The 23,204-nt window shown below is 63.8% G+C and carries 23 protein-coding genes; 17 read left to right on the forward strand and 6 right to left on the reverse strand.

What is annotated here, in order from left to right; genetic code table 11:
* Positions 1–152 precede the first annotated feature (152 nt).
* Positions 153–890 (reverse strand): 3-oxoacyl-[acyl-carrier-protein] reductase, encoded by a 738-nt coding sequence (fabG, locus tag NKI31_RS23480; protein ID WP_352652647.1) that lies wholly within the window; start codon positions 888–890, stop codon positions 153–155.
* A 60-nt stretch (positions 891–950) separates the two neighbouring features.
* Entirely contained in the window at positions 951–1,898 is a 948-nt protein-coding gene (fabD, locus tag NKI31_RS23485) for an ACP S-malonyltransferase (protein WP_352652648.1), read from the reverse strand.
* A 277-nt stretch (positions 1,899–2,175) separates the two neighbouring features.
* Here fabD and NKI31_RS23490 point away from each other — a divergent pair, with 277 nt between their 5' ends.
* The 13 genes from NKI31_RS23490 (at position 2,176) to NKI31_RS23550 (ending at position 16,191) form a co-directional block, all read left to right on the forward strand.
* Positions 2,176–4,104 carry an LTA synthase family protein gene (locus tag NKI31_RS23490; RefSeq protein WP_352652649.1) on the forward strand — a complete coding sequence of 643 codons (1,929 nt, stop codon included), beginning with the start codon at positions 2,176–2,178 and terminating at the stop codon, positions 4,102–4,104.
* Positions 4,105–4,416: 312 nt separating this feature from the next.
* The gene (gene rpsF, locus NKI31_RS23495; protein ID WP_023672722.1) at positions 4,417–4,917 is read left to right on the forward strand and encodes a 30S ribosomal protein S6; all 501 of its coding nucleotides are present in this window, start codon (positions 4,417–4,419) and stop codon (positions 4,915–4,917) included.
* A complete protein-coding gene (rpsR, locus tag NKI31_RS23500; RefSeq protein ID WP_006203718.1) occupies positions 4,917–5,165 on the forward strand; it encodes a 30S ribosomal protein S18 in 249 nt (82 codons plus the stop codon). Before rpsF ends, rpsR begins: the two co-directional genes overlap by 1 nt.
* A 266-nt stretch (positions 5,166–5,431) precedes the next feature.
* Complete coding sequence (gene rplI, locus NKI31_RS23505; protein WP_023672721.1) at positions 5,432–6,019, forward strand: 50S ribosomal protein L9; 588 nt, start codon at positions 5,432–5,434, stop codon at positions 6,017–6,019.
* Positions 6,020–6,201: 182 nt separating this feature from the next.
* Positions 6,202–7,551, forward strand: coding sequence for a cyclopropane fatty acid synthase (locus NKI31_RS23510; protein WP_352512279.1), 1,350 nt, complete (start codon positions 6,202–6,204; stop codon positions 7,549–7,551).
* Between the two features lie 158 nt (positions 7,552–7,709).
* Positions 7,710–8,687, forward strand: a complete 978-nt coding sequence (locus NKI31_RS23515) for a small ribosomal subunit Rsm22 family protein (RefSeq protein WP_352512281.1) — start codon at positions 7,710–7,712, stop codon at positions 8,685–8,687.
* A gap of 221 nt (positions 8,688–8,908) precedes the next feature.
* Positions 8,909–10,402, forward strand: a complete 1,494-nt coding sequence (locus NKI31_RS23520) for a replicative DNA helicase (protein ID WP_023672717.1) — start codon at positions 8,909–8,911, stop codon at positions 10,400–10,402.
* Between the two features lie 231 nt (positions 10,403–10,633).
* On the forward strand, positions 10,634–12,037 hold the full coding sequence (gene radA, locus NKI31_RS23525) for a DNA repair protein RadA (protein WP_023672716.1): 1,404 nt from the start codon (positions 10,634–10,636) through the stop codon (positions 12,035–12,037).
* A 48-nt stretch (positions 12,038–12,085) separates the two neighbouring features.
* Positions 12,086–12,751 carry a CvpA family protein gene (locus NKI31_RS23530; RefSeq protein ID WP_023672715.1) on the forward strand — a complete coding sequence of 222 codons (666 nt, stop codon included), beginning with the start codon at positions 12,086–12,088 and terminating at the stop codon, positions 12,749–12,751.
* 108 nt (positions 12,752–12,859) lie between these two features.
* Complete coding sequence (gene purF, locus NKI31_RS23535) at positions 12,860–14,341, forward strand: amidophosphoribosyltransferase (RefSeq protein ID WP_023672714.1); 1,482 nt, start codon at positions 12,860–12,862, stop codon at positions 14,339–14,341.
* 30 nt (positions 14,342–14,371) lie between these two features.
* Positions 14,372–15,127, forward strand: a complete 756-nt coding sequence (locus NKI31_RS23540; protein WP_023829035.1) for an SDR family NAD(P)-dependent oxidoreductase — start codon at positions 14,372–14,374, stop codon at positions 15,125–15,127.
* 77 nt (positions 15,128–15,204) lie between these two features.
* Positions 15,205–15,834, forward strand: coding sequence for a hypothetical protein (locus NKI31_RS23545; protein WP_023708609.1), 630 nt, complete (start codon positions 15,205–15,207; stop codon positions 15,832–15,834).
* 135 nt (positions 15,835–15,969) lie between these two features.
* On the forward strand, positions 15,970–16,191 hold the full coding sequence (locus tag NKI31_RS23550) for a hypothetical protein (protein WP_023689120.1): 222 nt from the start codon (positions 15,970–15,972) through the stop codon (positions 16,189–16,191).
* A gap of 153 nt (positions 16,192–16,344) precedes the next feature.
* Here NKI31_RS23550 and NKI31_RS23555 read toward each other — a convergent pair whose 3' ends face one another.
* A complete protein-coding gene (locus NKI31_RS23555) occupies positions 16,345–16,851 on the reverse strand; it encodes an OsmC family protein (RefSeq protein WP_023702954.1) in 507 nt (168 codons plus the stop codon).
* A gap of 289 nt (positions 16,852–17,140) precedes the next feature.
* Between NKI31_RS23555 and NKI31_RS23560 the strand changes: the two genes are divergently transcribed.
* The 3 genes from NKI31_RS23560 (at position 17,141) to NKI31_RS23570 (ending at position 20,643) form a co-directional block, all read left to right on the forward strand.
* Complete coding sequence (locus NKI31_RS23560) at positions 17,141–18,646, forward strand: S10 family peptidase (protein ID WP_023826919.1); 1,506 nt, start codon at positions 17,141–17,143, stop codon at positions 18,644–18,646.
* Between the two features lie 149 nt (positions 18,647–18,795).
* Positions 18,796–19,683, forward strand: a complete 888-nt coding sequence (locus NKI31_RS23565; protein WP_352652650.1) for a DMT family transporter — start codon at positions 18,796–18,798, stop codon at positions 19,681–19,683.
* Between the two features lie 51 nt (positions 19,684–19,734).
* A complete protein-coding gene (locus NKI31_RS23570) occupies positions 19,735–20,643 on the forward strand; it encodes a DMT family transporter (protein ID WP_023689124.1) in 909 nt (302 codons plus the stop codon).
* 134 nt (positions 20,644–20,777) lie between these two features.
* Here the strand turns inward: NKI31_RS23570 and NKI31_RS23575 are convergent, their stop codons facing one another.
* Positions 20,778–21,641, reverse strand: coding sequence for a LysR substrate-binding domain-containing protein (locus NKI31_RS23575; RefSeq protein WP_352652651.1), 864 nt, complete (start codon positions 21,639–21,641; stop codon positions 20,778–20,780).
* Between the two features lie 113 nt (positions 21,642–21,754).
* On the opposite strand from NKI31_RS23575, the gene NKI31_RS23580 reads away from it, so the two are divergent.
* Positions 21,755–22,165, forward strand: a complete 411-nt coding sequence (locus NKI31_RS23580) for a tautomerase family protein (protein WP_023672705.1) — start codon at positions 21,755–21,757, stop codon at positions 22,163–22,165.
* A 3-nt stretch (positions 22,166–22,168) separates the two neighbouring features.
* On the opposite strand, the gene NKI31_RS23585 is transcribed toward NKI31_RS23580, so the two are convergent.
* Both NKI31_RS23585 and NKI31_RS23590 read right to left on the reverse strand, forming a co-directional pair.
* Complete coding sequence (locus NKI31_RS23585; protein ID WP_023814951.1) at positions 22,169–22,675, reverse strand: RES family NAD+ phosphorylase; 507 nt, start codon at positions 22,673–22,675, stop codon at positions 22,169–22,171.
* Positions 22,672–23,160, reverse strand: a complete 489-nt coding sequence (locus NKI31_RS23590) for an Xre family toxin-antitoxin system antitoxin (RefSeq protein WP_352652652.1) — start codon at positions 23,158–23,160, stop codon at positions 22,672–22,674. The genes NKI31_RS23585 and NKI31_RS23590 overlap by 4 nt, the downstream gene beginning before the upstream one ends.
* Positions 23,161–23,204 lie beyond the last annotated feature (44 nt).

Consider the following 23,204-nt stretch of genomic DNA (forward strand, 5'->3'; position numbering starts at 1 on the left):
ATGGTCCTGCCGGAAACGCAACGATGCCGGACCGGTTTTTGCCCGAACCGCCGGGTTGCGGGCCGCATTACACGAAAAATGGCTGAGGTCCAAGGCGAAATGGTCTCTTTTCACAAGCCGGCCATGTCTTCTTATCACCCGGCAATATCCCGTCAGATCATGGCCATGCCACCGTTGACATGGATGGTCTGGCCGGTGACGTAGGCTGCCTCGTTGGAGGCGAGATAGGCGACGGCCGACGCCACTTCAACACTCGTGCCCATGCGGCGCGTCGGGATCGCGGCCATTATCGCGTCTTTCTGCTTGTCGTTGAGCTTGTCGGTCATGGCCGATTCGATAAAGCCCGGGGCGACGCAGTTGACGGTGATGTTGCGGGTGGCGATCTCCTGCGCCAGCGACTTGGAAAAGCCGATCATGCCGGCCTTGGAGGCGCAATAATTGGTCTGACCAGGATTGCCGGTGACGCCGACCACCGAGGTGATGTTGATGATGCGGCCATGGCGGCGGCGCATCATCGGATGGGTCAGCTCGCGGGTCAGCCGGAACACGGCGGTGAGGTTCACCTCCAGCACGCTGTCCCAATCCGCGTCCGCCATGCGCACGAACAGGCCGTCCTTGGTGATGCCGGCATTGTTGACCAGTATGTCGACGCCTTCGAGTTCGGCTTCGGCCTTCTGGCCAAGCGCCTTGACCTCGTCACGGTCGGCAAGATTGGCCGGGAACAGCTTTACCCGGTCGCCGAGTTCGCCGGCCAGGGTCTCCAGTTTCTCGATGCGGGTGCCGTGCAAGCCGACAATGGCGCCTTGCGCATGCAGCACCCGGGCAATCGCCTCGCCAATGCCGCCCGATGCGCCGGTGATGAGCGCCTTGCGGCCGGTCAGTTCGAACATTTTCGTCTCCTGATCTTAAGAGAACACCCTTCCCACGGGAGGGGTTGAATCGCCAGTGGATTATGCAAGCGCGGCCAGCGCCGCCTCGACTTCGGCCGGCGTGCCGACGGCAGATGTGGCGATGTCGCGGTTGATTCGCCGCGCCAGGCCGGAAAGCACCTTGCCGGCGCCGATCTCAAACAACGTGGCGACGCCATTGGCGCCGAACCACTCCACCGTTTCGCGCCAGCGCACGCGGCCGGTGATCTGCTCGACCAGGCGGCGCGCGATCTCGTCGGGGTCGCTGGTCGGGGCTACAGTGACGTTGGAGACGGCGGGCACCACCGGTGCATTCTTGGTCACGCCGGCCAGCGCCTCGCGCATGACTTCGGCCGCCGGCGCCATCAGCGCTGAATGGAAGGGTGCGGAGACCTGCAGCATCAGCGCCCGCTTCGCGCCCTTTTCGGTGCACAGTTTCGCGGCGAGTTCCACCGCCGCCCTGGCGCCGGAGATCACAAGCTGGCCGCCGCCATTGTCGTTGGCGATCTGGCAGACTTTGCCGGATCCCGTTGCGGCCTCGGTGCAAGCGGCTTCGACGTCGGGCTGTTCCAGTCCGATGATCGCCGCCATGGCGCCCTCGCCGGCCGGCACCGCCGCCTGCATGGCGTTGCCGCGGATGCGCAGCAGCCGGGCAGCATCGGCGACCGAAACGAAACCGGCCGCGGCAAGGGCGGAATATTCGCCGAGCGAATGACCGGCAACGTAGGCAACCTTGTCCTTCAGCGAAAAGCCGCGCGCTTCCAGCGAGCGGATTCCCGCCAGCGAGACCGCCATCAGCGCCGGCTGGGCATTGGCAGTCAGGGTCAGCGCCTCTTCCGGGCCTTCCCAGATCAGTTTCGACAGCTTTTCGCCCAGCGCATCATCGACTTCCTCGAACACCCTGCGTGCCTCGGGGAAGGCGTCGGCGAGGTCCTTGCCCATGCCGACAGCCTGGCTGCCCTGTCCCGGAAAGGTGAATGCGACGGCCATTTGGGCGCTCTCCAGCGGCTGATTTTTCCTGCCTGTGACGCAAGGCGGACCGCCAAGTCAAGCCCGAAGGCGGCATTTCGGCTCTCGCTTGAACCGGAGCTGACCTCGAGTCCCTGTTCCCAAAGGCTTTTTGCCGATCACACCTGATGAAAACCGCTCACGAATCGTTTGCTGGCTCTTCTTATTTTCGCCACAGGCGCTAGCTTTTGCATGACAGTTCTATGACAGAACGGTGGCGCGAGTGGAAATACGCGTTGCTTGGGCCGGGGGAAGAGACGTGGCTAGGATCAGGAAGGGCACGGCCGTACCCGCGCCACAGTTCTTGGAAGACGATCCGTCCACCGGCTACCTGCCGGGGCGCAGATGGCCGGTCATCCGCTACGGTCTGGTCACGCTGCTTGCCTCCGCCATCCTGGTGTTCGCCATCGAATGGATCGTGCGGGGCGACTTCTTCGGCACGGTCGACTTCTTCCTGCAGCCATTCAAGCCGGGCTGGACCACCATCATTGTCTTTGCATTGGTGCTGATGGGACTGGACGCCGTGCTTGGCCGCAGTCACCAGAGCCTGATGATCGTGGCGCCGCTGACGCTGGCGCTGGCCTTTGTCGGGCATCAGAAGTCGCATTATCTCGGCGATCCGCTCTACCCAACCGATTTTCTTTATTCGCGCCAGATCATGGCACTGATGCCGCTCTTGGTGCGCGAACGGCCCTGGACGGCGCTCGCCATGGCGGTCGGCATCGTCGCCGGCCTGTCGCTGCTGATCTATGGCTGGCGGTTGTGGCGCCGCAAGGTTCCGATCCTCAGCCGCAAAGGGCGGCTGGCGCGGCTGACGCTGGCAGTGCCGCTGCTCGCCTTCTTCGTCTCGATCATGGACTACGCCACCTTCTCGTGGACCCGCGACCGGCTGCAGATCATCCCGATCATGTGGGACCAGAAGGAGAACTACGCCTCCAACGGGTTTGCGCTGGCCTTCGCGCTCAACGTGCCGATGGCGCATGTCTCGGCCCCGGCGGGCTATTCCGACAACGCGATCAACGCGATCGACAGGCCTGATGTGGCGGCCTCGGTACCGGATGAGAAACCCGACATCATCGTGGTGATGAGCGAATCTTTCTGGGATCCGACCAAGCTGCCCGGCGTCACAATCACGCCTGACCCGATCCCCAATGTGCGGGCGCTGCGTTCCGGCTATATGTTCTCGCCGGAATTCGGCGGCATGACCGCCAACATCGAATTCGAGGCGCTGACCGGCTTTTCCAATGCCTTCCTGCCGGCGGGCTCGATCCCCTATCAGCAATATGTGCGCACGCCGACGCCGTCGCTGGCGACCTTCCTGAAAAGCGAGGGATACCGGGCGCGCGCCATCCATCCGGGCACCAACTGGTTCTGGAACAGGGGCGCCGTCTATGCCGATTTCGGCTTCAACGATTTCCGCTCGGAAGAGACGCTGCCGCCACTGGAAAAGCGCGGGCCGCTGGCTTCCGATGCCTCGATGACCGACGAGATCATCGCAGAGGCCGACGCCAGCGAGCGGCCGGTGTTCTTCTTCGCCGTCAGCCTGCAGAACCACGGTCCCTACGAGCCGTACCGCTATTACAATCCGACCCACAAGGTCGCGGCGCCGATCAGCACATGGGCGCGGGAATCGCTGCTCAGCTACGCCGAAGGCTCCGCCGATGCCGACCGTGGCCTCGAACGATTGATCGAATGGGCGAAGAAGCGCGAGCGGCCGACGGTCATCGCCTTCTTCGGCGACCATCTGCCGCCGCTCGGCCCCGTCTATGTCGAAACCGGTTACCTGAAAGACAATGTCGCGCCGCGCAAGGAACCGACGCCGGAGGCGGCACTGGAGCATCATCAGACGCCGCTGGTCATCTGGTCTAACCGCACCGGTCCGGCGCAGGATATGGGCGCGGTGAGCCCGGCCTTCCTGCCCTACCATATCCTTACCACGGCCGGGATCACGCACCCCTACTATACCGGCTTCCTGGGCGCGCTGCGCGAACGCTATCGCGTCGTGGATCGCAATCTGCTTTTGACACCGTCAGGTGAGGCCACGGCGGACTGGGCGCGGCAGAAGGACATCGATCCGGCGATCAACGATTTCCGCCTGCTGCAATACGATATGATGTTCGGCAAGCGTAAGGCGGCTCCGGACTTCTTCCCCGAAACGATCAACGGTCGTACCCCGCATACGAGTTGATGCCTGGTCTTTTCCAACCCTGCGACGCCAGGACGCTGTCCGGAGCATGCGTTACCCCTTGCCTTCCAGCCAAATTGCTATATAGACGCCCGCAATCTGCCGGTCCTTGCTGGGGGCTGAACGGAGGGCCGGAGGTTTTATCCAAAACCTTCGTGTGAAGCCAGAAGCGCTTCCGCCTCCCGTGTCTCCGCTCTCGACCGTCTCGAAATGCTCCTTTCTTCCTCGCCCCCTCGGGACCAGCGGGTCAGAGAAGTTGCAGAGGCTTTTGCCGCGAGGATCCGGGAGAGAAACGAAGAAAGGCACTGAACCACTATGGCTCTATACGAACATGTGTTCCTTGCCCGGCAGGACCTCTCGCAGCAGCAGGTCGATGCGCTTGTCGAACAGTACAAGGGCGTCATCTCCGCAAATGGCGGGTCCGTCGGCCGGGTCGAGAACTGGGGACTGAAGTCCCTCACCTACCGGGTCAACAAGAACCGGAAGGCTTACTACACGCTTATGGACCTCAACTGCCCGCCGGCAGCGCTCAACGAGATGGAGCGCCAGATGGGCCTGTCCGAGGACGTGCTGCGTTTCCTGACCGTCAAGGTCGAGGCGCATGAGGAAGGCCCGTCGGCCATGATGCAGAAGCGCGAAGAGCGCTCGGAACGCGGCGGCTTCGGCGACCGCGACCGTGGTGATCGTGGTCCGCGCTCGTTCGGCGACCGTGATCGCGGCGACCGTGGCGATCGTCCGCCGCGCTCATTTGGCGACGCCGGTGGTGATCGTGGTCCGCGCCGTCCGCGCGAAGGCGTTGAAGGAGGTGCAGAATAATGGTCGACATCAATCAGATCCCGACCCGGCGCCCGTTCCATCGCCGCCGCAAGACCTGCCCGTTCTCCGGCGCCAACGCGCCCAAGATCGACTACAAGGACGTGCGTCTTCTGCAGCGCTACATTTCCGAGCGCGGCAAGATCGTGCCGTCGCGCATCACCGCCGTCAGCCAGAAGAAGCAGCGCGAACTCGCCAAGGCGATCAAGCGCGCCCGCTTCCTCGGCCTGCTGCCCTACGTGGTTCGCTAAGACTTTCGAGCGGGCGGTTCGCCGCCTGCTTCCTTCTCCCACGGCGACGGGCGCCGCAGGGGTAATTTGATGATGCATGTCGTTGTCCCAAAACCGGGACCACTTTTGGCGACATGCATTGAAATCCCGAGTTGAGGTGAAAAGCCTCTAACTGCCGCGACAGGCAGGACAGCGACACCGGCGCCAAGGCGCTCAGAGCTTCCTGACCTGTTCCATTCAATTCGGCGCCGATCCCGCGGTCGGTGCCCAGACGAAGGAACAAAACCATGCAAGTGATTCTTCTCGAACGCGTTTCCCGCCTCGGCCAGATGGGCGATACCGTCAAGGTCAAGGACGGCTTTGCCCGCAACTTCCTCTTGCCGCAGGGCAAGGCGCTGCGCGCCAACGAAGCCAACAAGAAGAAGTTCGAAGGGCAGCGCGCGCAGCTCGAAGCGCGCAACCTCGAGCGCAAGTCGGAAGCCAGCCAGGTTGCCGAAAAGCTCGACGGCAAGAGCTTCATCGCCGTACGTTCGGCCGGCGAGACAGGCCAGCTCTACGGTTCGGTGTCGACCCGCGACATCGCCGACCTGCTGACCGCCGAAGGGTTCTCGGTCAACCGCAACCAGATCCAGCTCAACCAGCCGATCAAGACCATCGGCGTCACCAATGTGGCGATTGCGCTGCATCCGGAAGTCGAGGTCACCATCAGCCTCAACATCGCCCGCACGGCCGACGAAGCCGAACGCCAGGCCAAGGGCGAGACGCTGACCACCGCCGAAGCCATCTATGGCGATGACATCAACGACAACGCACGGCCGGAGAACTTCTTCGACCCGAACACCGAGTTCGAAGGCGGCGAAGAAGACAACGCCTGATCTCGCACGGGCCTGATCGCACAGGAAGCGAGCGGAGCAGCGCTCCAAGTCGTCATCCAGCCTTTCTGGACCAATGCCCGGGCCTCTCGCCCGGGCATTTTTGTGCCAAATGGAACTTTTCGAACCCCTATATATTGTTGCAGAATTGGTCCGCCAGTCTGACCGTGAGGGGACATTTGGTGATGAATATTCTGTTGAAACGCGTTCTCGACCGCCTGGTGCGTACGGGCAATCTGAAAGTCACCGGCCCGAAGGGCTCGACAGTGGTTTTCGGCGACGGCAGCGGCGAGCCGGTGCATATGCACATCAAGACCGCGCATGCCGAGCGCGCCATTACCTTCGATCCGATGCTGGCCGTGCCGGAAGCCTATATGGACGGCGAACTCGACATCATCGAGGGCGGCGTACTGGGTATGATGCGCATCGCCTTCCAGAACATGGGCAGTGGCGGTATCGACGCCACCTGGTCGAAGGCCATCGAGGGTCTGCGCCACGCCTTTCGCCGCCTGCAGCAGATCAACACCGCATCACGGGCGCGCCGCAACGTGCAGCGCCACTATGATTTGTCGGGTGACCTCTACCGGCTCTTCCTCGACGACGACATGCAGTATTCCTGCGCCTACTTCGAACAGCCGGACATGACGCTCGACGAGGCGCAGATGGCCAAGAAACGCCATATCGCCGCCAAGCTCAGGCTGAAGGCCGGCCAGACCGTGCTCGATATCGGCTCCGGCTGGGGTGGGCTCGGCCTCTATCTCGCCAAGGCTTTCGATGTCGACGTGCAAGGCGTGACGCTGTCGACCGAGCAGCACGGCGTCGCCACCGACCGGGCGCATGCGCAAGGCTTGCAGGACCGCGTGCATTTCGACCTCAAGGACTACCGCGAACTCAACGAACGCTTCGACCGCATCGTCTCGGTCGGCATGTTCGAGCATGTCGGCGTCAACCACTTCCGCACTTTCTTCGACAAGTCGGCGACGTTGTTGAAGCCCGACGGCGTCATGCTCTTGCACACGATCGGCCGCTCCGGCGTGCCGTGGGCGACCAGCGCCTTCATCCGCAAGTACATTTTTCCGGGCGGCTACATTCCTTCGCTGTCGGAGGTGATGCCGGCGATCGAGAAGTCGGGCCTTGTAGTCACCGACATCGAGATTCTGCGGCTGCACTATGCCGATACGCTGAAGCATTGGGGCCAGCGCTTTGCCGCCAACCGGGACATGGCCAAGGCCATCTACGACGAGCGCTTCTGCAGGATGTGGGAGTTCTATCTGGCGGCTTCGGAAGCCGCCTTCCGCTGGCAGGATCTGGTGATCTTCCAGATCCAGATCGCCAAGAAGAACGACACGCTGCCGATGACGCGCGACTACATGGCCAAATGTGAAAAGGCGCTCGAAATGCGCGAAATGGGGCATCGCCAGGAGACGGCGGGCGCCGAGCCTGCTGTCGCCAGGTCTGTGCCTGCCAGGTCCGTTGCTGTCAGGTCCGTTGCGGCCAAGCCAGCGCGCCGTCGCAAGGTGGCGGATCGCGAATAACGCCTCGATTGCGATTGCCGCTTGCCATTGACGGCTCTGACACTGAAAAAAGGTCTCGTTCTCGCGAGACCTTTTTTAATGACCTGCCTGCCCACCATAGCCACCACCCTTGTCGAGTTCGCCGGCGCCTCGGTGCTCGCGCCACGCGGAGCCTGAGCGTGGAACTCCCCGCCTCGCTGCGACAAGGCGTCGAGCGCCTGCTCGAAACGATACCGCTGGCGGTGCTGCGCCAGGCGGCGAAGACGCTGTCCGACCGCTACCGCGCCGAATTGCGCGACGGCCGCCTGCACATGGCCGAAGAGATGGCGGTAAAAGCCTATCTGGCGACGCGGCTGCCGGCGACCTACGCGGCGGTACGGGCCGGTCTCGACGAACTCGCCTATGCGCGGCCCGATTTCCAGCCAACGAGCTTGCTCGATGTCGGCGCCGGTCCTGGCACGGTGCTTTGGGCCACTACAGACCTGTGGCCCGACCTCGAAGAGGCGGTTCTGATTGAAGCAAGCGCCGCGGTGCGCAAGGTTGGCCAGTCGCTCGCCCTTGATACCATCGCCACCAGGATGGACTGGCGCGCCGGCGACGTGACCATCGACCTTGCCGATCTTAAGCCTGCCGATCTGGTCACCTGCGCCTATGTGCTGGACGAGATCGCGCCGGCATCGCTGCCGAAGCTTGTCGGCCGGCTCTGGCAGTTGACCGGCGACACACTGCTGATCGTCGAGCCCGGCACACCGGCAGGCTGGCAGCGCATCCTGGCAGTGCGCCGGCAATTGCTGGAGGCCGGGGCGCATGTGCTGGCGCCTTGTCCGCATGAGGCGCCCTGCCCGCTTGAGCCGCCCGACTGGTGCCATTTTTCTCGCCGCGTCGCCCGCTCGCGCCTGCACCGCCTGGCCAAAGACGCCGACGTGCCGTGGGAGGACGAGAAATTCATCTACGTCGCGGCGTCGCGGCAAGCCGCGCCTGTACGTCAGCCGCGCGTGATTGCGCCGCCGAAATCGGGCTCCGGCAAGGTGCTGCTCAAACTGTGCCAGCCGGATGGCGGCGCCGGCGAGACACTTTTCACCAAGCGCGAGGGCGAGTTGTTCAAGGCAGCGCGGCGACTGGACTGGGGCGATACATTGGACGGAAGAAGCGGATAATCACCGAGATTGTTCTTGCTCTGTTCCAACGACTCGGATAAAAGTCAGCGCCTTTCTGAGTCAACCGGAATCGGGGCGCGGAAACACTCTTCTGTGGACGGTTTGCCGCCCCTGTGAACAACGGGGCATCGAGGTTGATTGGTCGTGCGGTGATGCAGAAAGGTCAGCACCGATTTATCTCGTTCTGATATCGAGAAGCCGGGATCAAAATCGGGGACATCATGGCAGAGGCAGCGCGAAAATTCGGCGTGGCGGAGCAGCAACCGCTTTATCGTGAAGCGCCGAACAACATCGAGGCCGAGCAGGCGCTGCTCGGCGCCATCCTCGTCAACAACGATGCCTTCTACCGCGTCTCCGACTTCCTCAAGGCCGGCCATTTCTACGAGCCGCTGCACCGGAAAATCTTCGAGGTCGCGGCCGAGCTCATCCGCATGGGCAAGGTGGCGACGCCGATCACGCTGAAAACCTTCCTGCCGGCTGACGAGAAGGTCGGCGACATGACGGTGGCGCAATATGTGGTTCGTCTGGCGGTCGAAGCCGTCACCGTCGTCAATGCCACCGATTATGGCCGCGCCATCTACGATCTGGCCACGCGCCGCGCGCTGATCACCGTCGGCGAGGACATGGTCAACATCGCCTATGACGCGCCGGTCGACATGGCGCCGTCCGAACAGATCGAGGATGCCGAGCGGCGGCTGTTCGAACTGGCCGAAACCGGCCGTTACGATGGCGGCTTCGAAAGCTTCACCGATGCGGTCAAGACCGCCGTCGACATGGCCAACGCCGCCTATATGCGCGACGGCCATTTGTCGGGCCTCGCCACCGGCATGCGCGATCTCGACCGCCGCATGGGTGGCCTGCAGGCGTCGGATCTGATCATCATTGCCGGCCGTCCGGGCATGGGCAAGACATCGCTCGCCACCAACATCGCCTTCAACATCGCCGAGATGTATGAGCCGGCGCAACAGGCCGACGGCTCGTTCAAGGCAGCCAACGGCGGCGTCGTCGGCTTCTTCTCACTGGAAATGTCGTCCGAGCAGCTCGCCACCCGCATCATTTCCGAACAGACGGAAATTTCGTCGTCAAAAATCCGCCGCGGCGAGATTTCAGAGATGGATTTCGAAAAGCTGGTCGCCTGCTCGCAGACCATGCAGAAGATCCCGCTGTTCATCGACCAGACCGGCGGTATCTCGATCGCGCAGCTGTCGGCGCGGGCGCGGCGGCTGAAGCGTCAGCGCGGCCTCGACCTCATCGTCATCGACTATATCCAGCTGATGCAGGGGTCGAGCGCGAAATCGTCGCAGAACCGGGTGCAGGAAATCACCGAGATCACCACCGGCCTCAAGGCGCTGGCCAAGGAACTCTCCGTTCCGATCATCGCGCTGTCGCAGCTGTCGCGTCAGGTCGAAAGCCGCGAAGACAAACGCCCGCAGCTGTCCGATCTTCGCGAATCCGGCTCGATCGAGCAGGACGCCGACGTGGTGATGTTCGTCTACCGCGAGGAATATTATCTGAAGAACCGCGAACCGAAGCCCGGCACCGACGAATACATCAAGTGGGAACACGAGATGAACGAGATGCGCGGCAAGGCCGAAGTCATCGTCGCCAAGCAGCGCCACGGCCCGACAGGTTCGGTGAGCCTCGCCTTCCATGGCGAGTTCACACGGTTTTCCGACCTCGCCGAAGAGCATCATATTGCGGAGAGGTTCGAGTAGTCTGTTGAGAAAGGCCTCATTCCTTCGCACCCCCCTCTGTCCTGCCGGACATCTCCCCCTCAAGGGGGGAGATTGGATGTCATGTCGGCTTTCGCCAATTATCAACGTGGCACGGTGGGCGCCGAGACCAAAGCTGCTGATCTCCCCCCTTGAGGGGGAGATGGCCGGCAGGCCAGAGGGGGGTGGTGCCCCACCAGCCTTTCTAGCAACGCTCGAAGCAGGCGGCGCCTGATGGCTAAATCGCGCGTCCAGTTCATCTGCCAGAATTGCGGGTCGGTGCATCAGCGCTGGGCCGGCAAATGCGATGCCTGCGGCGAGTGGAACACGCTGGTCGAGGAAGGCACCTCGGGCGGCATAGGCTCGGGACCGGCCAACACGCGCAATGCGCGCAAGGGCCGCGCCGTGGTGCTGACCAGCCTGTCCGGTGACATCGAGGACGCGCCGCGCATCATCTCGGGCATTGGCGAACTCGACCGCGCCACCGGCGGCGGCTTCGTGCGCGGCTCGGCGCTGCTGGTCGGCGGCGATCCCGGCATCGGCAAGTCGACGCTGCTTACCCAGGCCGCAGCAGCATTGGCGTCAAAAGGCCACCGCATCGTCTATGTCTCGGGCGAAGAGGCTGTCGCGCAGATCCGGCTGCGGGCGCAGCGGCTTGGCGTCGCCGACACGCCGGTCGAACTTGCCGCCGAGACCAATGTCGAGGATATCCTGGCAACAATAGCCGACGGCAGAAGGCCGGACCTCGTCATCCTCGATTCCATCCAGACGCTGTGGACCGACATGGCCGACTCGGCGCCCGGCACCGTCACCCAGGTGCGCGCCTCGGCGCAAGCGATGATCCGCTACGCCAAATCCACCGGTGCTGCCATCGTGCTGGTCGGCCATGTCACCAAGGAAGGCCAGATCGCCGGTCCGCGCGTCGTCGAGCACATGGTCGACGCCGTTCTCTATTTCGAAGGCGAAGGCGGCCATCACTACCGCATCCTGCGCACGGTGAAGAACCGTTTTGGGCCGACCGACGAGATCGGCGTCTTCGAGATGTCGGACAAGGGCTTGCGCGAGGTCGCCAATCCGTCGGAGCTGTTCCTCGGCGAACGCCACGCAAAATCGCCGGGTGCCGCGGTATTTGCCGGCATGGAAGGCACACGTCCGGTGCTGGTCGAGATCCAGGCGCTGGTGGCGCCGTCCACATTGGGCACGCCGCGCCGTGCCGTCGTCGGCTGGGACGGCGCACGGCTGTCGATGATCCTTGCCGTGCTCGAAGCCCATTGCGGCGTGCGCTTCGGCACCCACGATGTCTACCTCAACGTCGCCGGCGGCTACCGGATTTCCGAGCCGGCGGCCGATCTGGCGGTTGCCGCTGCACTGGTTTCGTCGCTCACCGGTCTTGCCCTTCCCGCCGATTGCGTCTATTTCGGCGAAATCAGCCTGTCGGGCGCAGTGAGGCCGGTTGCGCATGCGCAGCAGCGCCTTAAAGAGGCCGAAAAGCTGGGTTTTGGAAGTGCGGTTCTGCCCTTGGGCAGCGAGGAGGTTGTCGGGGGGATCGGGGCCGGCGCTTTCCAGCCGACCGAACTTGCCGATCTCGTCGCACGCATAGCCGGCTCACGGCGCAGCCGTGTCGACGTGGAAGATTGACGCGGCTCGCCCGAGCCGTGAAAAGACAATCTGAGTGGGGCGAAAGACATGCCGATTACGCTGCTGGACGGAATTCTCGTCGGCTTCACCCTGGTCTCGGCGATGCTCGCCATGGTTCGCGGCCTGTCACGCGAAATCCTGTCCGTCGTGTCCTGGGCGGCTGCCGCCGCGGCGGCATTCTTCTTCTACAAGCCGGTGCTGCCTTACGTTCAGCCCTATGTCGAAAGCGACAAGATCGCCATGGCGGCATCCGCCGGCATCGTCTTCCTCATCGCGCTTATCGTCGTTTCCGTCATCACCATGAAGCTAGCCGACTGGATCATCGATTCCAGGATCGGCGCGCTCGACCGTACGCTGGGCTTCCTCTATGGCGCCGCGCGCGGCGTCCTCGTCGTCGCCGTGGCGCTGCTGTTCTTCAACTGGCTGGCCGGCGCCAAGGCGCCTGCCTGGATCGCCAACGCCAAGTCGAAGCCGCTGCTCGAGACCATCGGCGCCAAGCTGGAAAGCCTGCTGCCCGAAGATCCGGAAAACGCCATCCTGAAGAAGCTCAATCCGAATCAGCCGGCAGCCGAGACGCCTCCGGCGGCAGATGCACCGGCGGCGGATGCTCCGGCAACCGGTGACGATACTCCCGCGCCCGACGACGAGACCGACGCTCCAGCCGATAACGCACCCGCGCCCGCTGCTCCGGCTCCGGCCGCGCCGGCAAACTGATACGGACGGATGGTGCCGGACAGGCGCCATCCCGGCAGTTCCGGCCTGACTACGTTGCTTTCGCGGTGCTATCGCACTATATGGCCATTTTAGCGGAGCTTGAGCCCCATGGCAGTTTCGAAGGCAGACGCGGACGACGTCCTTTCCGCCGAAGCAGACGATCATTTCCACGATGAATGCGGGGTGTTCGGCATTTTCGGCCGGCAGGACGCTGCGGCCATCGTCACACTAGGCCTGCATGCGCTGCAGCATCGCGGCCAGGAAGCGGCCGGCATCGTCTCCTATGACGGCACGCAGTTCCATGTCGAACGCCATGTCGGCCTGATCGGCGACACCTTCACCAAGCAGCACGTCATCGACAGCCTGCAAGGCAACCGTGCCATCGGCCACACGCGCTATGCCACGACGGGCGGCGCCGGCATGCGCAACATCCAGCCCTTCTTCGCCGAACTCGCCGATGGCGGCTTTGCCGTCGCCCATAACGGCAATCTCACCAACGCCATGACCGTGCAGCGCGCGCTGCAGAAACAGGGCGCGATCTTCTCGTCGACCTCCGACACCGAGACGCTGCTGCATCTCGTTGCCACCAGCAAGGAACGCGATTTGAATTCGCGCTTCATCGACGCCGTGCGTCAGGTTGAAGGCGCTTTCTCGCTGGTTGCGATGACCTCCAAGAAGATGATCGGCTGCCGCGATCCGCTCGGCATCCGCCCGCTGGTGCTCGGCGACCTCGACGGCGCCTGGATCCTGGCCTCCGAAACCTGCGCGCTCGACATTATCGGCGCCCGCTTCGTGCGCGACCTGAAGCCCGGCGAAATGGTCGTGGTGACCTCGAAGGGCATCGAGAGCCTGTTCCCCTTCGAGCCGCAGAAGACCCGCTTCTGCATCTTCGAATATGTCTATTTTGCCCGCCCGGACTCCTCGGTCGAAGGCCGCAATGTCTACGAAGTGCGCAAGCGTATCGGCGCCGAATTGGCGCAGGAAAGCCCGGTCGAGGCCGATATCGTCGTGCCGGTGCCGGATTCCGGCACGCCGGCGGCAATCGGCTTCTCCCAGGCGGCAGGCATCCCCTTCGAACTCGGTATCATCCGCAACCACTATGTCGGCCGAACCTTCATCCAGCCCGGCGATTCGATCCGCCATATGGGCGTCAAGCTCAAGCACAACGCCAACCGCCGGATGATCGAGGGCAAGCGCGTGGTGTTGGTCGACGATTCGATCGTGCGCGGCACCACCAGCCAGAAAATCGTGCAGATGGTGCGCGACGCCGGCGCCAAGGAAGTGCATATGCGCATCGCCTCGCCGCCGACCAGCGCGTCGTGCTTCTACGGCGTCGACACGCCGGAGAAGTCGAAGCTTTTGGCATCGCGCATGTCGATCGAGGAAATGGCCGAGTTCATCCGTGTCGATTCGCTCGGCTTCCTCACCATTGACGGGCTCTACCGCGCCGTCGGCGAAGCCAGCCGCGACAATGAGCAGCCGCAATTCTGCGACGCCTGTTTCACCGGCCAGTACCCGACCCGCCTGCTCGACTTCGAAGGCCACGACAATGTGCGCACGCTGTCGCTGCTGGCGAACAACGGGGCGTAAAGCCCAACTGCTATCCTTGAAAGCGCTCGCATGACCCTCGACCTCTCCGGCCGCGTCGCGGTCGTTACCGGCGCCTCGCGCGGCATCGGCTACTTCATCGCCAGGGAACTTGCCGCCGCTGGCGCCCATGTCATTGCGGTTGCCCGGACCGTCGGCGGGCTGGAAGAACTCGATGACCAGATCAAGGCCGAACGCGCGAAAACCGGCAAGGGCGAAGCGACGCTGGTGCCTCTCGACCTCTCAGACATGGCCGGCATCGACCGGTTGGGCGGGGCCATTCACGAGCGTTGGGGCAAGCTCGACATTCTGGTGGCCAATGCCGGCGTGCTCGGCGTCATCTCGCCGATCGGCCATGTCGAGGCCAAAACCTTCGAGAAGGTAATGACCATCAATGTCACCTCGACCTGGCGGCTGATCCGCTCGGTCGACCCGCTGCTCAGGCTGTCCGACGCCGGCCGCGCCATTCTCATGTCCTCCAGCTCCGCGCATTCGGCGCGCGCCTTCTGGGCGCCCTATGCGGCGTCGAAGGCGGCGGTGGAAGCCATGACGCGTTCCTGGGCGCATGAGACGCAGAGCCTGCCGCTCCGCGTCAATGCGGTCGACCCCGGCGCCACCCGCACCGCCATGCGTGCGCAGGCCGCGCCCGGCGAGGATCCGGAAACGCTGCCGCACCCGTCAGAGGTGGCAAAACGCATCGTGCCGCTGGCGAGCCCCGAGATGAAAGAGACGGGGCTGATCTTCCAGGTCAAGAACAACCGCTTCGTCGCCTACCGGCAGCCGGAATAAACCGGGTTGTAGCGGGATTAAACAGGCCTCCAGTTACGTTTCTTCGAATGTAGGACATTCGAAACCGGAGGACCGACATGCGTAGACTTCTTCTCGTTGCCGCCGCCGCGATTGCCGCCACAGCCGGCGTGGCGCTGGCGCAAGACGCAAAGATGAGTTTCTTCGTCACCAGCGTCGGTTCCGGCAAAGGCGCCGATCTCGGCGGTCTCAAGGGTGCCGACGCGCATTGCGCCTCGCTGGCGGAAGCGGCTGGGGTTACCGGCAAGGAATGGCACGCCTATCTCTCGAGCGCCAATGTCGATGCGCGCGACCGTATCGGCAAGGGTCCCTGGGTCAACGCCAAGGGCGAGAAGATTGCCGATGACGTCGCCTCGCTGCACAGCGACGCCAACGCCATCAACAAGCAGACGGCGCTGACCGAGAAGGGCCAAGTGGTCAATGGCCGCGGCGACAAGCCGAACCGGCACGACATATTGACCGGCTCGAAGCCTGACGGCACCAAGATCGCCGACCAGACCTGCGGCGACTGGACCTTGAGCGGGGCGGAGGGCGCGGCGATGATGGGCCATCACGACCGCACCGGCCTTGATGAGTCGGCGGCGGCGAAATCCTGGAACTCCTCGCATGCCTCGCGCGGCGGCTGCAGCCAGGAGGCGCTGAAAGGCACCGGCGGCGACGGCCTGTTCTACTGCTTTGCCGCGAACTGAGAGACGTCTGGGAGCGGTTCGTTCACGGGTCTGTGATGGTCCGGCAGGTCCCTCCCCCATCGCCCTGCTTTCGCCATCAGCCGGGAGTTGCTAGGGTCGACCCGACTCCGACACCCAGCAAAGCGAGGAATTCCCATGGCTGCTCCCAGCGTAGCATTGGTCTGGTACCTGGTGATCGCCGGCCCGCAAGGCGGCATGGTGGTGCTGCCCAGCACCTTCGACACCCGCGAACAGTGCACAAACGCGATTACCGAATATCAGAAGCAGCCGACGCCGGCCGGCTGGGCGGTCAACTGCGTGCCGAGCGCCTCGCCTTTCACCGATGAGGGTGATGCGGAAGAGCCGGCGGCGCAGTAGCGCAATCTCCCCCCTCGAGGGGGAGATGGCCGGCAGGCCAGAGGGGGTCGCCTCGCGTAGAGTGCCAACCTCCTTCCGCACAAAGGGCGTCGCGTCCAGTCGGCCCGACCCCCTCTGTCGCCTTCGGCGACATCTCCCCCTCAAGGGGGGAGATCAGGCGCGCGCCTTCACCGTCAGCTCCGGCTTGCTGTTGATGGTCTGGAAGACCACGCAATAGCGTTCCGTCAGCTTGATCAGCGCGTCGATGCGATCCTGCGGCTCATCCGTGTCGAGGTTGAAATTCAACCGGATGGCGCGAAAGCCCACGGGGGCGTCCTTGGCCACGCCCAGCGTGCCGCGAAAGTCGAGATCGCCTTCGGCCTCGACGGTGGCTGCGCCGAGTTTGAACTCTAGTGCGGTGGCCACCGCCTTCAGCGTCACCCCGGCGCACGCCACCAGCGCCTCGAGCAGCATATCGCCCGAACACAATTCGAGCCCGGAACCGCCGGTCGCCGGATGCAGGCCGGCGACCGCCAGCGCCCTGCCCGTCTCGACCTTGCAGGCAATCGACTGGTCGTCGATGGAGCCTTTGGCGCGAAGCGTGATCAGCGCTCGCGAGGAATCGTCGCGATAAGCCTCCTTGATCGGTGCCTGCATGGCCTTGAGTGCGGTGGCGTCCATGTTGCATTCCTTTTCGAGTCCGTCGCGCTTTGATAGCACTGATATGCCAGCGAGACAGCGCCCCCCTCTGGCCCGGCCACCTCCCCACAGGGGGGAGATCTGCAGCTTCGCCGATGGCGCTTTCTACGCCGGCGATTAGCGAAGGCGGTCGCGACATCCAATCTCCACCCCTGTGGGGGGAGATGTCCGGCAGGACAGAGGGGGCTGAAGGAATGCTACCTCACGAAGAGTTACTTTGACTTCGACCGCCCCGGCCATACCTAAGCAGAGTCATTCCCGCGGAGACATCATGCCGTTCAAGCTGAAACTGATCTCGCTTACCCTGTTGGTGCTTGCAGCCTTCGCGCAGCCAGTCCTCGCCGAAACGCCCGAGCGCCCCGCACCGGCAGGCGGCGTGCTGTCGCTGCTGCCGGCACCGCAGACGACCAGCCATTCAATCACCATTGCCGGGCGCAAGCTGGACTATCAGGCTAAGGCCGGCACGCTGTCACTGCTATCCGGCAAGGGCGAGGTCACCGCGGAAATCTTCTATGTCGCCTATACGCTGCCGCCACTGGCGGGCGCGGAGAAGGCTCGCCCCATCACCTTCGTCTTCAATGGCGGCCCGGGCGCGGCATCCGCCTATCTGCATCTCGGCGCACTCGGCCCGCGTGTCGTCGCGACCGGCGCCGATGGCCAATTCCTGCCGCCGCCGCAAAAGCTGATCGACAATCCCGACAGCTGGCTCGACATGACCGACCTCGTCTTCGTCGATCCGGTCGGCACCGGCTACAGCCGCGAGGCCCCCGGCCAGGACACGAAAGATTTTTGGGGCGTCAGCCAGGACGCCAGTTCGATCGGCGCTTTCATCCGGCTCTATCTCGCCCAGAACGGCCGCACCGGATCGCCGCTCTTCCTTGCCGGCGAAAGCTATGGCGGGTTCCGCGCGGCACTTCTCGCCAGGACCCTGCAGGAAGATGTCGGCCTGAGCCCCAACGGCATCGTGCTGATCTCGCCTGCACTGGAGTTCACGCTGGTGCTGCCCGACGAATTCCAGCCACTGCATTGGGCGCTGGAACTGCCCTCGCTGGCGGCGGTGCGCCTGCGCAGCGAAGGCCTCAGCGGCGAGGCGCTGCGCGAAAAGCTCGCCGAGGTCGAACACTATGCTATGGGTGACTACCTCACCGCTCTGGCCGGCGGGCTGGAACAGGGTGGGCGGCTGGCCAGCCAGCGCGTGGCCGAGATCACCGGCCTGCCGCTCGACCTCGTGCAACGCAATTTCGCCCGCATCCCGACCGCCCTGTTCGCGCGCGAATTCCAGCGCCCCAGTGGCAAAGTGCTCAGCCCGTATGATGGCACCATCGCCACCAGCGACATCGCCCCGGAGAGCGCCCGCAGCGCCGGCCCAGATCCGGTGCTCGACCGCAGCGTGCCGGCGCTGACCTCGGCCTTTGTCGGTTATGCGCGCGACGAGCTGAATTTTCGCACCGATGTCAGCTACAGGTTGCTCAATGGCGATGTGACCCACGCCTGGGACTATGGCGGCTCGCGGCAAGGCTATGCCGGGGTGATGGACGATCTGCAGCGGGCGCGCTCGCTCAACCCGGGGCTCGGCGTGGTGATCGTCAACGGCGACACCGATCTGGTCACTCCCTATCTGGCCTCACGCTATCTGGTGAGCCAAATCCCGACGCTCGGCGGGGCAAAACCCATCCGTCTCGACGTCATCGAGGGCGGCCACATGATGTATCTCAGGCCGGGCGGCCGGCGCGCCCTGAAGGAGGCCGCTTCGGAGCTCTACCAGGCAACACAGTGAACGGCGTGCCCACGCTGTCGGCCAGGCTGCGCCAACGCAAGCTTGCCACTGGCGTAGCGCCCCGCAGGCTTTCGCCCGTATAGCCTGCAATGGGAGCCTGATTGGGGCAGGCTTCTTCTTCGTCCTCTTGACAGCGCCGGACACGCCGCATGGCCGATATTGCCATTCTGGAAACCCGCGAAAGGGTGCTTGCCGGCATCCTGTTCACCGGCTGCGCCTATTTCCTGTTTTCGACGCAGGACGCCGCGATCAAGCTTCTGGTCGTCGGCATCAGCGTCTGGCAGATCATGTTCTTCCGCTCGATCGCTGTGCTTATCGGCTGTGCTGCAATCGGCGGACCGCCCATCTTTGCCGACACAATGCGCTCGCCCATCGTGCGGCCGATGCTGGTGCGCAGCGCCTTCACGCTCGGCGCCTGGCTCTGCTACTACAACGCGGCCCGCTCCCTGCAGCTGGCCGAACTCACCACCATCTATTACGCCGCCCCGATCATCGTCACCGTGCTGTCGGTGGCGATGCTTGGCGAAAAGGTGCCGCTGTTGCGCTGGCTGGCGGTGTTCATCGGCTTCGTCGGCGTCTTCATCGCCTGTGATCCCACTCGTCTCGGCTTGTCCGTGCCGATGCTCTTGGTACTGGCGGCGGCAGTGCTGTGGGGCATTGCCGTGGTGCTGTTGCGCAAGACGGCGCTGGCCGAGCGCACGCTGATCCAGCTTGTGCTCAACAATTTCTACTTCCTGGTGTTTTCCGCGGTGCCGGCGCTGTTGGTCTGGCAGATGCCGGACTGGCGCCAGTTGCTGCTTTTGATCAGCGTCGGCGCGCTCGGCGGCGTGGCGCAATTTATGCTGTTCGAAGGCATGAAGCGGGCGCCGGTGTCGATCGTGGCGCCGTTCGAATACACCTCATTGGTCTGGGCCTTCGGGCTCGGCTTTGCGATCTGGGGCGACGTGCCGCGTCGCGAGGTGTTTCTGGGGGCGGCGTTGATCGTCGGCGCCGGCCTGCTGATCATCGGCAACGAGCATTTCCGCAAGCGGCTATGAGTACCCCGTGCTGACAGCATGGTGGCAGGAGAAGACGGATAGGCTGCTGAGATGACGGAAGCGCTCGACGGCCCAGGCACCACAGATACCGCTGCCGAGCGTACGCTCGGCATCATGCTGGTGGCGGCCTCGGCGGCTTTCTTCGCCCTCACCGGCGTGCTGACCAAATCGATCCACGCCGACCCGCTGACCATCACTTGCTGGCGCGGCTTTGTCGGCGCGATCCTGATCACCTTCTATGTGCTGTGGCGCCGGCGCCGCTCCGGCGGGCGGGAAAGCTTGCGGCTTGGCTGGCGCGGCTGGCTGCTGGCCCTCGAGGGCGCCGCGGCCAGCATCGCCTTCATCTCGGCGTTCAAATTCACCTATGTCGCCAATGTCGCGGTCATCTACGCCACCGCGCCCTTCATCACCGCGCTGCTCGCCTTCGTGCTGGTGCGCGAGCCGTTCCGGGCGCAGACGCTTGCCGCCGCCGCCGTTTCGCTGTGCGGCGTGGCGATGATGGTCGGCTCCGGCTTCGGCAGCGGTCATCTGTTTGGCGATGGGCTCGCGCTGCTGATGACCGCCGGCAGCGCGCTCTACATGATCATGGTGCGCGCCTTCCGCGACACGCCGGTGGTGTGGGCGGGCGCAGTCTCGGCGCTTCTGCTGTTCGTGCTCGGCTGGTTCGTCACCGACCCCCTGGCGATTTCTGCTCGCGACGCCGTGCTGCTCGTCGCCTTCGGAGGATCGTTTGCGGCGGCGTCGATCCTGTGGACGGAAGGCTCGCGGCTGATCCCTGCGCCTGAGTCCGGCCTTCTCGGTGCCGCCGAAGTGCCGTTTGCGATCCTGTTCGCCTTCCTGTTCCTCGGCGAGATCGCGCCGGCCGCCAGCCTGATCGGCGGCGCCATAGTACTGTGCGCGGTTTTCGCCCATGCGGGGCGCGACTGGCTGGCCGCGAGAAAAAGTGCGGCAACCCAATAATTATTTTCCAAGTCATGGAACCATCATGCGGATCAGGCAGTTTTATGTGCGACGGGTCACCCCCCAAGTCCCCCCAAACCCCTCGACCCGTCCTCCTCAAAGCCGACCGTAAAGGTCGGCTTTTTCTTTGGACATCAGCCGGCAAAGCCGGGCAAGGCGAGGTTGTCGCTGAGCAGGATGGCAAGATCGCGCGCCGGCCGCTCGGCGCCCTGGCCGAGTTTTATCGCGAATTGCGCTGTCGGCACCGGCGGCAGGGCGAATTCGCGCGGTGCTTCGGCAATGCCTGAATGGGCAAAGCGGGCGGTGCGCAAGGTCAGCGCGATGCCGGCATCGACCGCCGTGCGCAAGCCGGCAAGGCTGGCGCTGCCGGCGGCAATGCGGTAGCGGCGGCCGGCAGCATCGAGGGCCGCGAGTGCTGCTTCGCGAAAGCCGCAATAGGGGTCGAGCAGCGCCAGCGGCAATTCCTCTTCCCGCACGGCAAGCCCTTTTTGCGAGCACAGCCACAGCATCGGCTCACTGAACAGCCCGACTTCGTCATTGGCCGGCGTCTTGCGCATTACAACGGCCAGATCGAGCTGCCCGGCCTGCAGCGCCTCGCCAAGCTCGGCCGAACGGCCGACGCGGAGTTCGACCCTGACGCGCGGATGGCTGGTCGCGAAGGCGCGCAGCAGCTCCGGCAGGCCGCTATCGGCGAAATCCTGTGTCGTGCCGATGGCGACGCGACCAGCGGCACGCGCGCCCTTGAGCGCCAGCCAGGCCTCGCTGTGCACGGCAAGAATGCGGCGGGCATGACCGACAAGATCCTCGCCGGCCGGCGTCAGCCCGCGCCCGCGCCCCTGCGCCACCAGCAGCGGTTCGCCGACGATCTCCTCCAGGCGCTGCATTTGCGCGGTCACCGCCGAGGGCGAGCGGCCGACAGCAGACGCAGCCTGAGCCAGCGAGCCGCCATCGACAAAGGCAAGGAAGGTTCTGAGCAGATCGGGATCCAGCGTTTGCATACTTCGATAATACAGAACCTTCTGTTCGAAACAATTCGATTTTTTTGATTCAAAGATGATGGCATTGTCTCTCCAACGGCAAACAGACGCCGCTCAAACGAAGGAGAGAAAATATGCCCATCATCAACATCAGCGTCACCGGCAAGCCCGACGCCAAGCTGTCCGCCACAATCGCCAAGGAAATCACCGAGCTGACGGCAACCCATCTGCGCAAGGACCCGACGATTACCGCCGTCGCCGTCACCTATGTCGACCCGCAGCACTGGTTCGCCGGCGGCAAGTCGCTGGCAGAGCATGGCGCCAATACTTTCTGGCTCGACATCAAGGTGGTCGACGGCACCAACACCAAGCTGGAGCTGGAAGCCTATCTGAAGGCGATCTTTGAGGCCTTCGGTAAGTTGCTGGGTGGTGTGCACGAGGAAAGCTATGCCTTCGTGCATGAAGTCCCGGCCGCGGCATACGGTTATGGCGGCAAGTCGCAGGAGTTCCGGTTCATCAGTGGGCGGCTGAAGGCCACGGCCTGATTGCTACCCAGCGGGAGGATGAAGCCTTGTATCAAGCGCGAAATCCTCCCGGAGATGCAAGCTATAAAGGCCTGCCGCCCGGTTGGGATCGAACACCAGGTTCCAGCTGTGCTGGGATACCGCGCTGGGGATCAGAAAGAACGGATGCTTTGCCAGCAGACCATCGCCGAACTGCTGCTGTCCCGCGCCCGGGATGCCGGGACGCAGCCAGTTCGCGTTCGGAATATCGTCGGTTTGGACCACATAAATCTCTGATGGATCGACGATGTCGAATGCCGTCAGCACGTGAGGGACAGCATCCAGCGTGCGAAACCCCTTGTGGACCGCCACCTCCAAGATGGCGGTCGATGGGTCGATGGACGCATATACGGCTCTGATCCCTTTGCTGTTCCACCTTCCCCCAAGCTTGAAGGCTCCTTCGCCACTGTCCCAGCTCGCCTTGAAGCGTCTGTGATCAAGCCTCCAGCCCAACAACTGCCCTGTTCCGAGGGAGCCCGGCAAAGGCGTCACGCGTAAACACCATAGTCGAGCCGCCCAAGAAACTCCTGCACAAGCGCAGTGCCCGCCGCCGTGGCCAGCAGATCGATCGGACGGCGATTGTCCAAACCCATGGCAGGCTCGATCATCCATTTTTCCGCGTCTTCCTGAGTCCCGAGCACGGACGTGGCCTTTGTCAGGGCCTTGGCGAAGTTCCAGATTCTGGAACCTTGCTCCCGACTGAGGGTCTTGGAGTGATCCGATTTGTGCCGCTGAAATGTCCGCTCGCTCATGCCGAATGCGGTCTCAAACGCATCGGCGGGATCAATGATGATCAGATGCCTGACGAGGCTTTCGAGCGCCTGGCCCGGAATTCCATGCAGGATCATTTCATGTGCCTCAAGAGGACTGGCTACCGAGAATCCAAGAACCTTCCGTCCACCAAACAGGTCGACCATCCGTTCGAACTCCGGCTCCATATGCGGTGCCTCGGCAGAACCCACCGGGGAACTGGCCATATTACCTCTCCGTCACGTGTCGCTTTATCTACGACACGTGTCGC

The organism is Mesorhizobium sp. M0659, assembly GCF_040320605.1.
Taxonomy (GTDB): Bacteria; Pseudomonadota; Alphaproteobacteria; order Rhizobiales; family Rhizobiaceae; genus Mesorhizobium.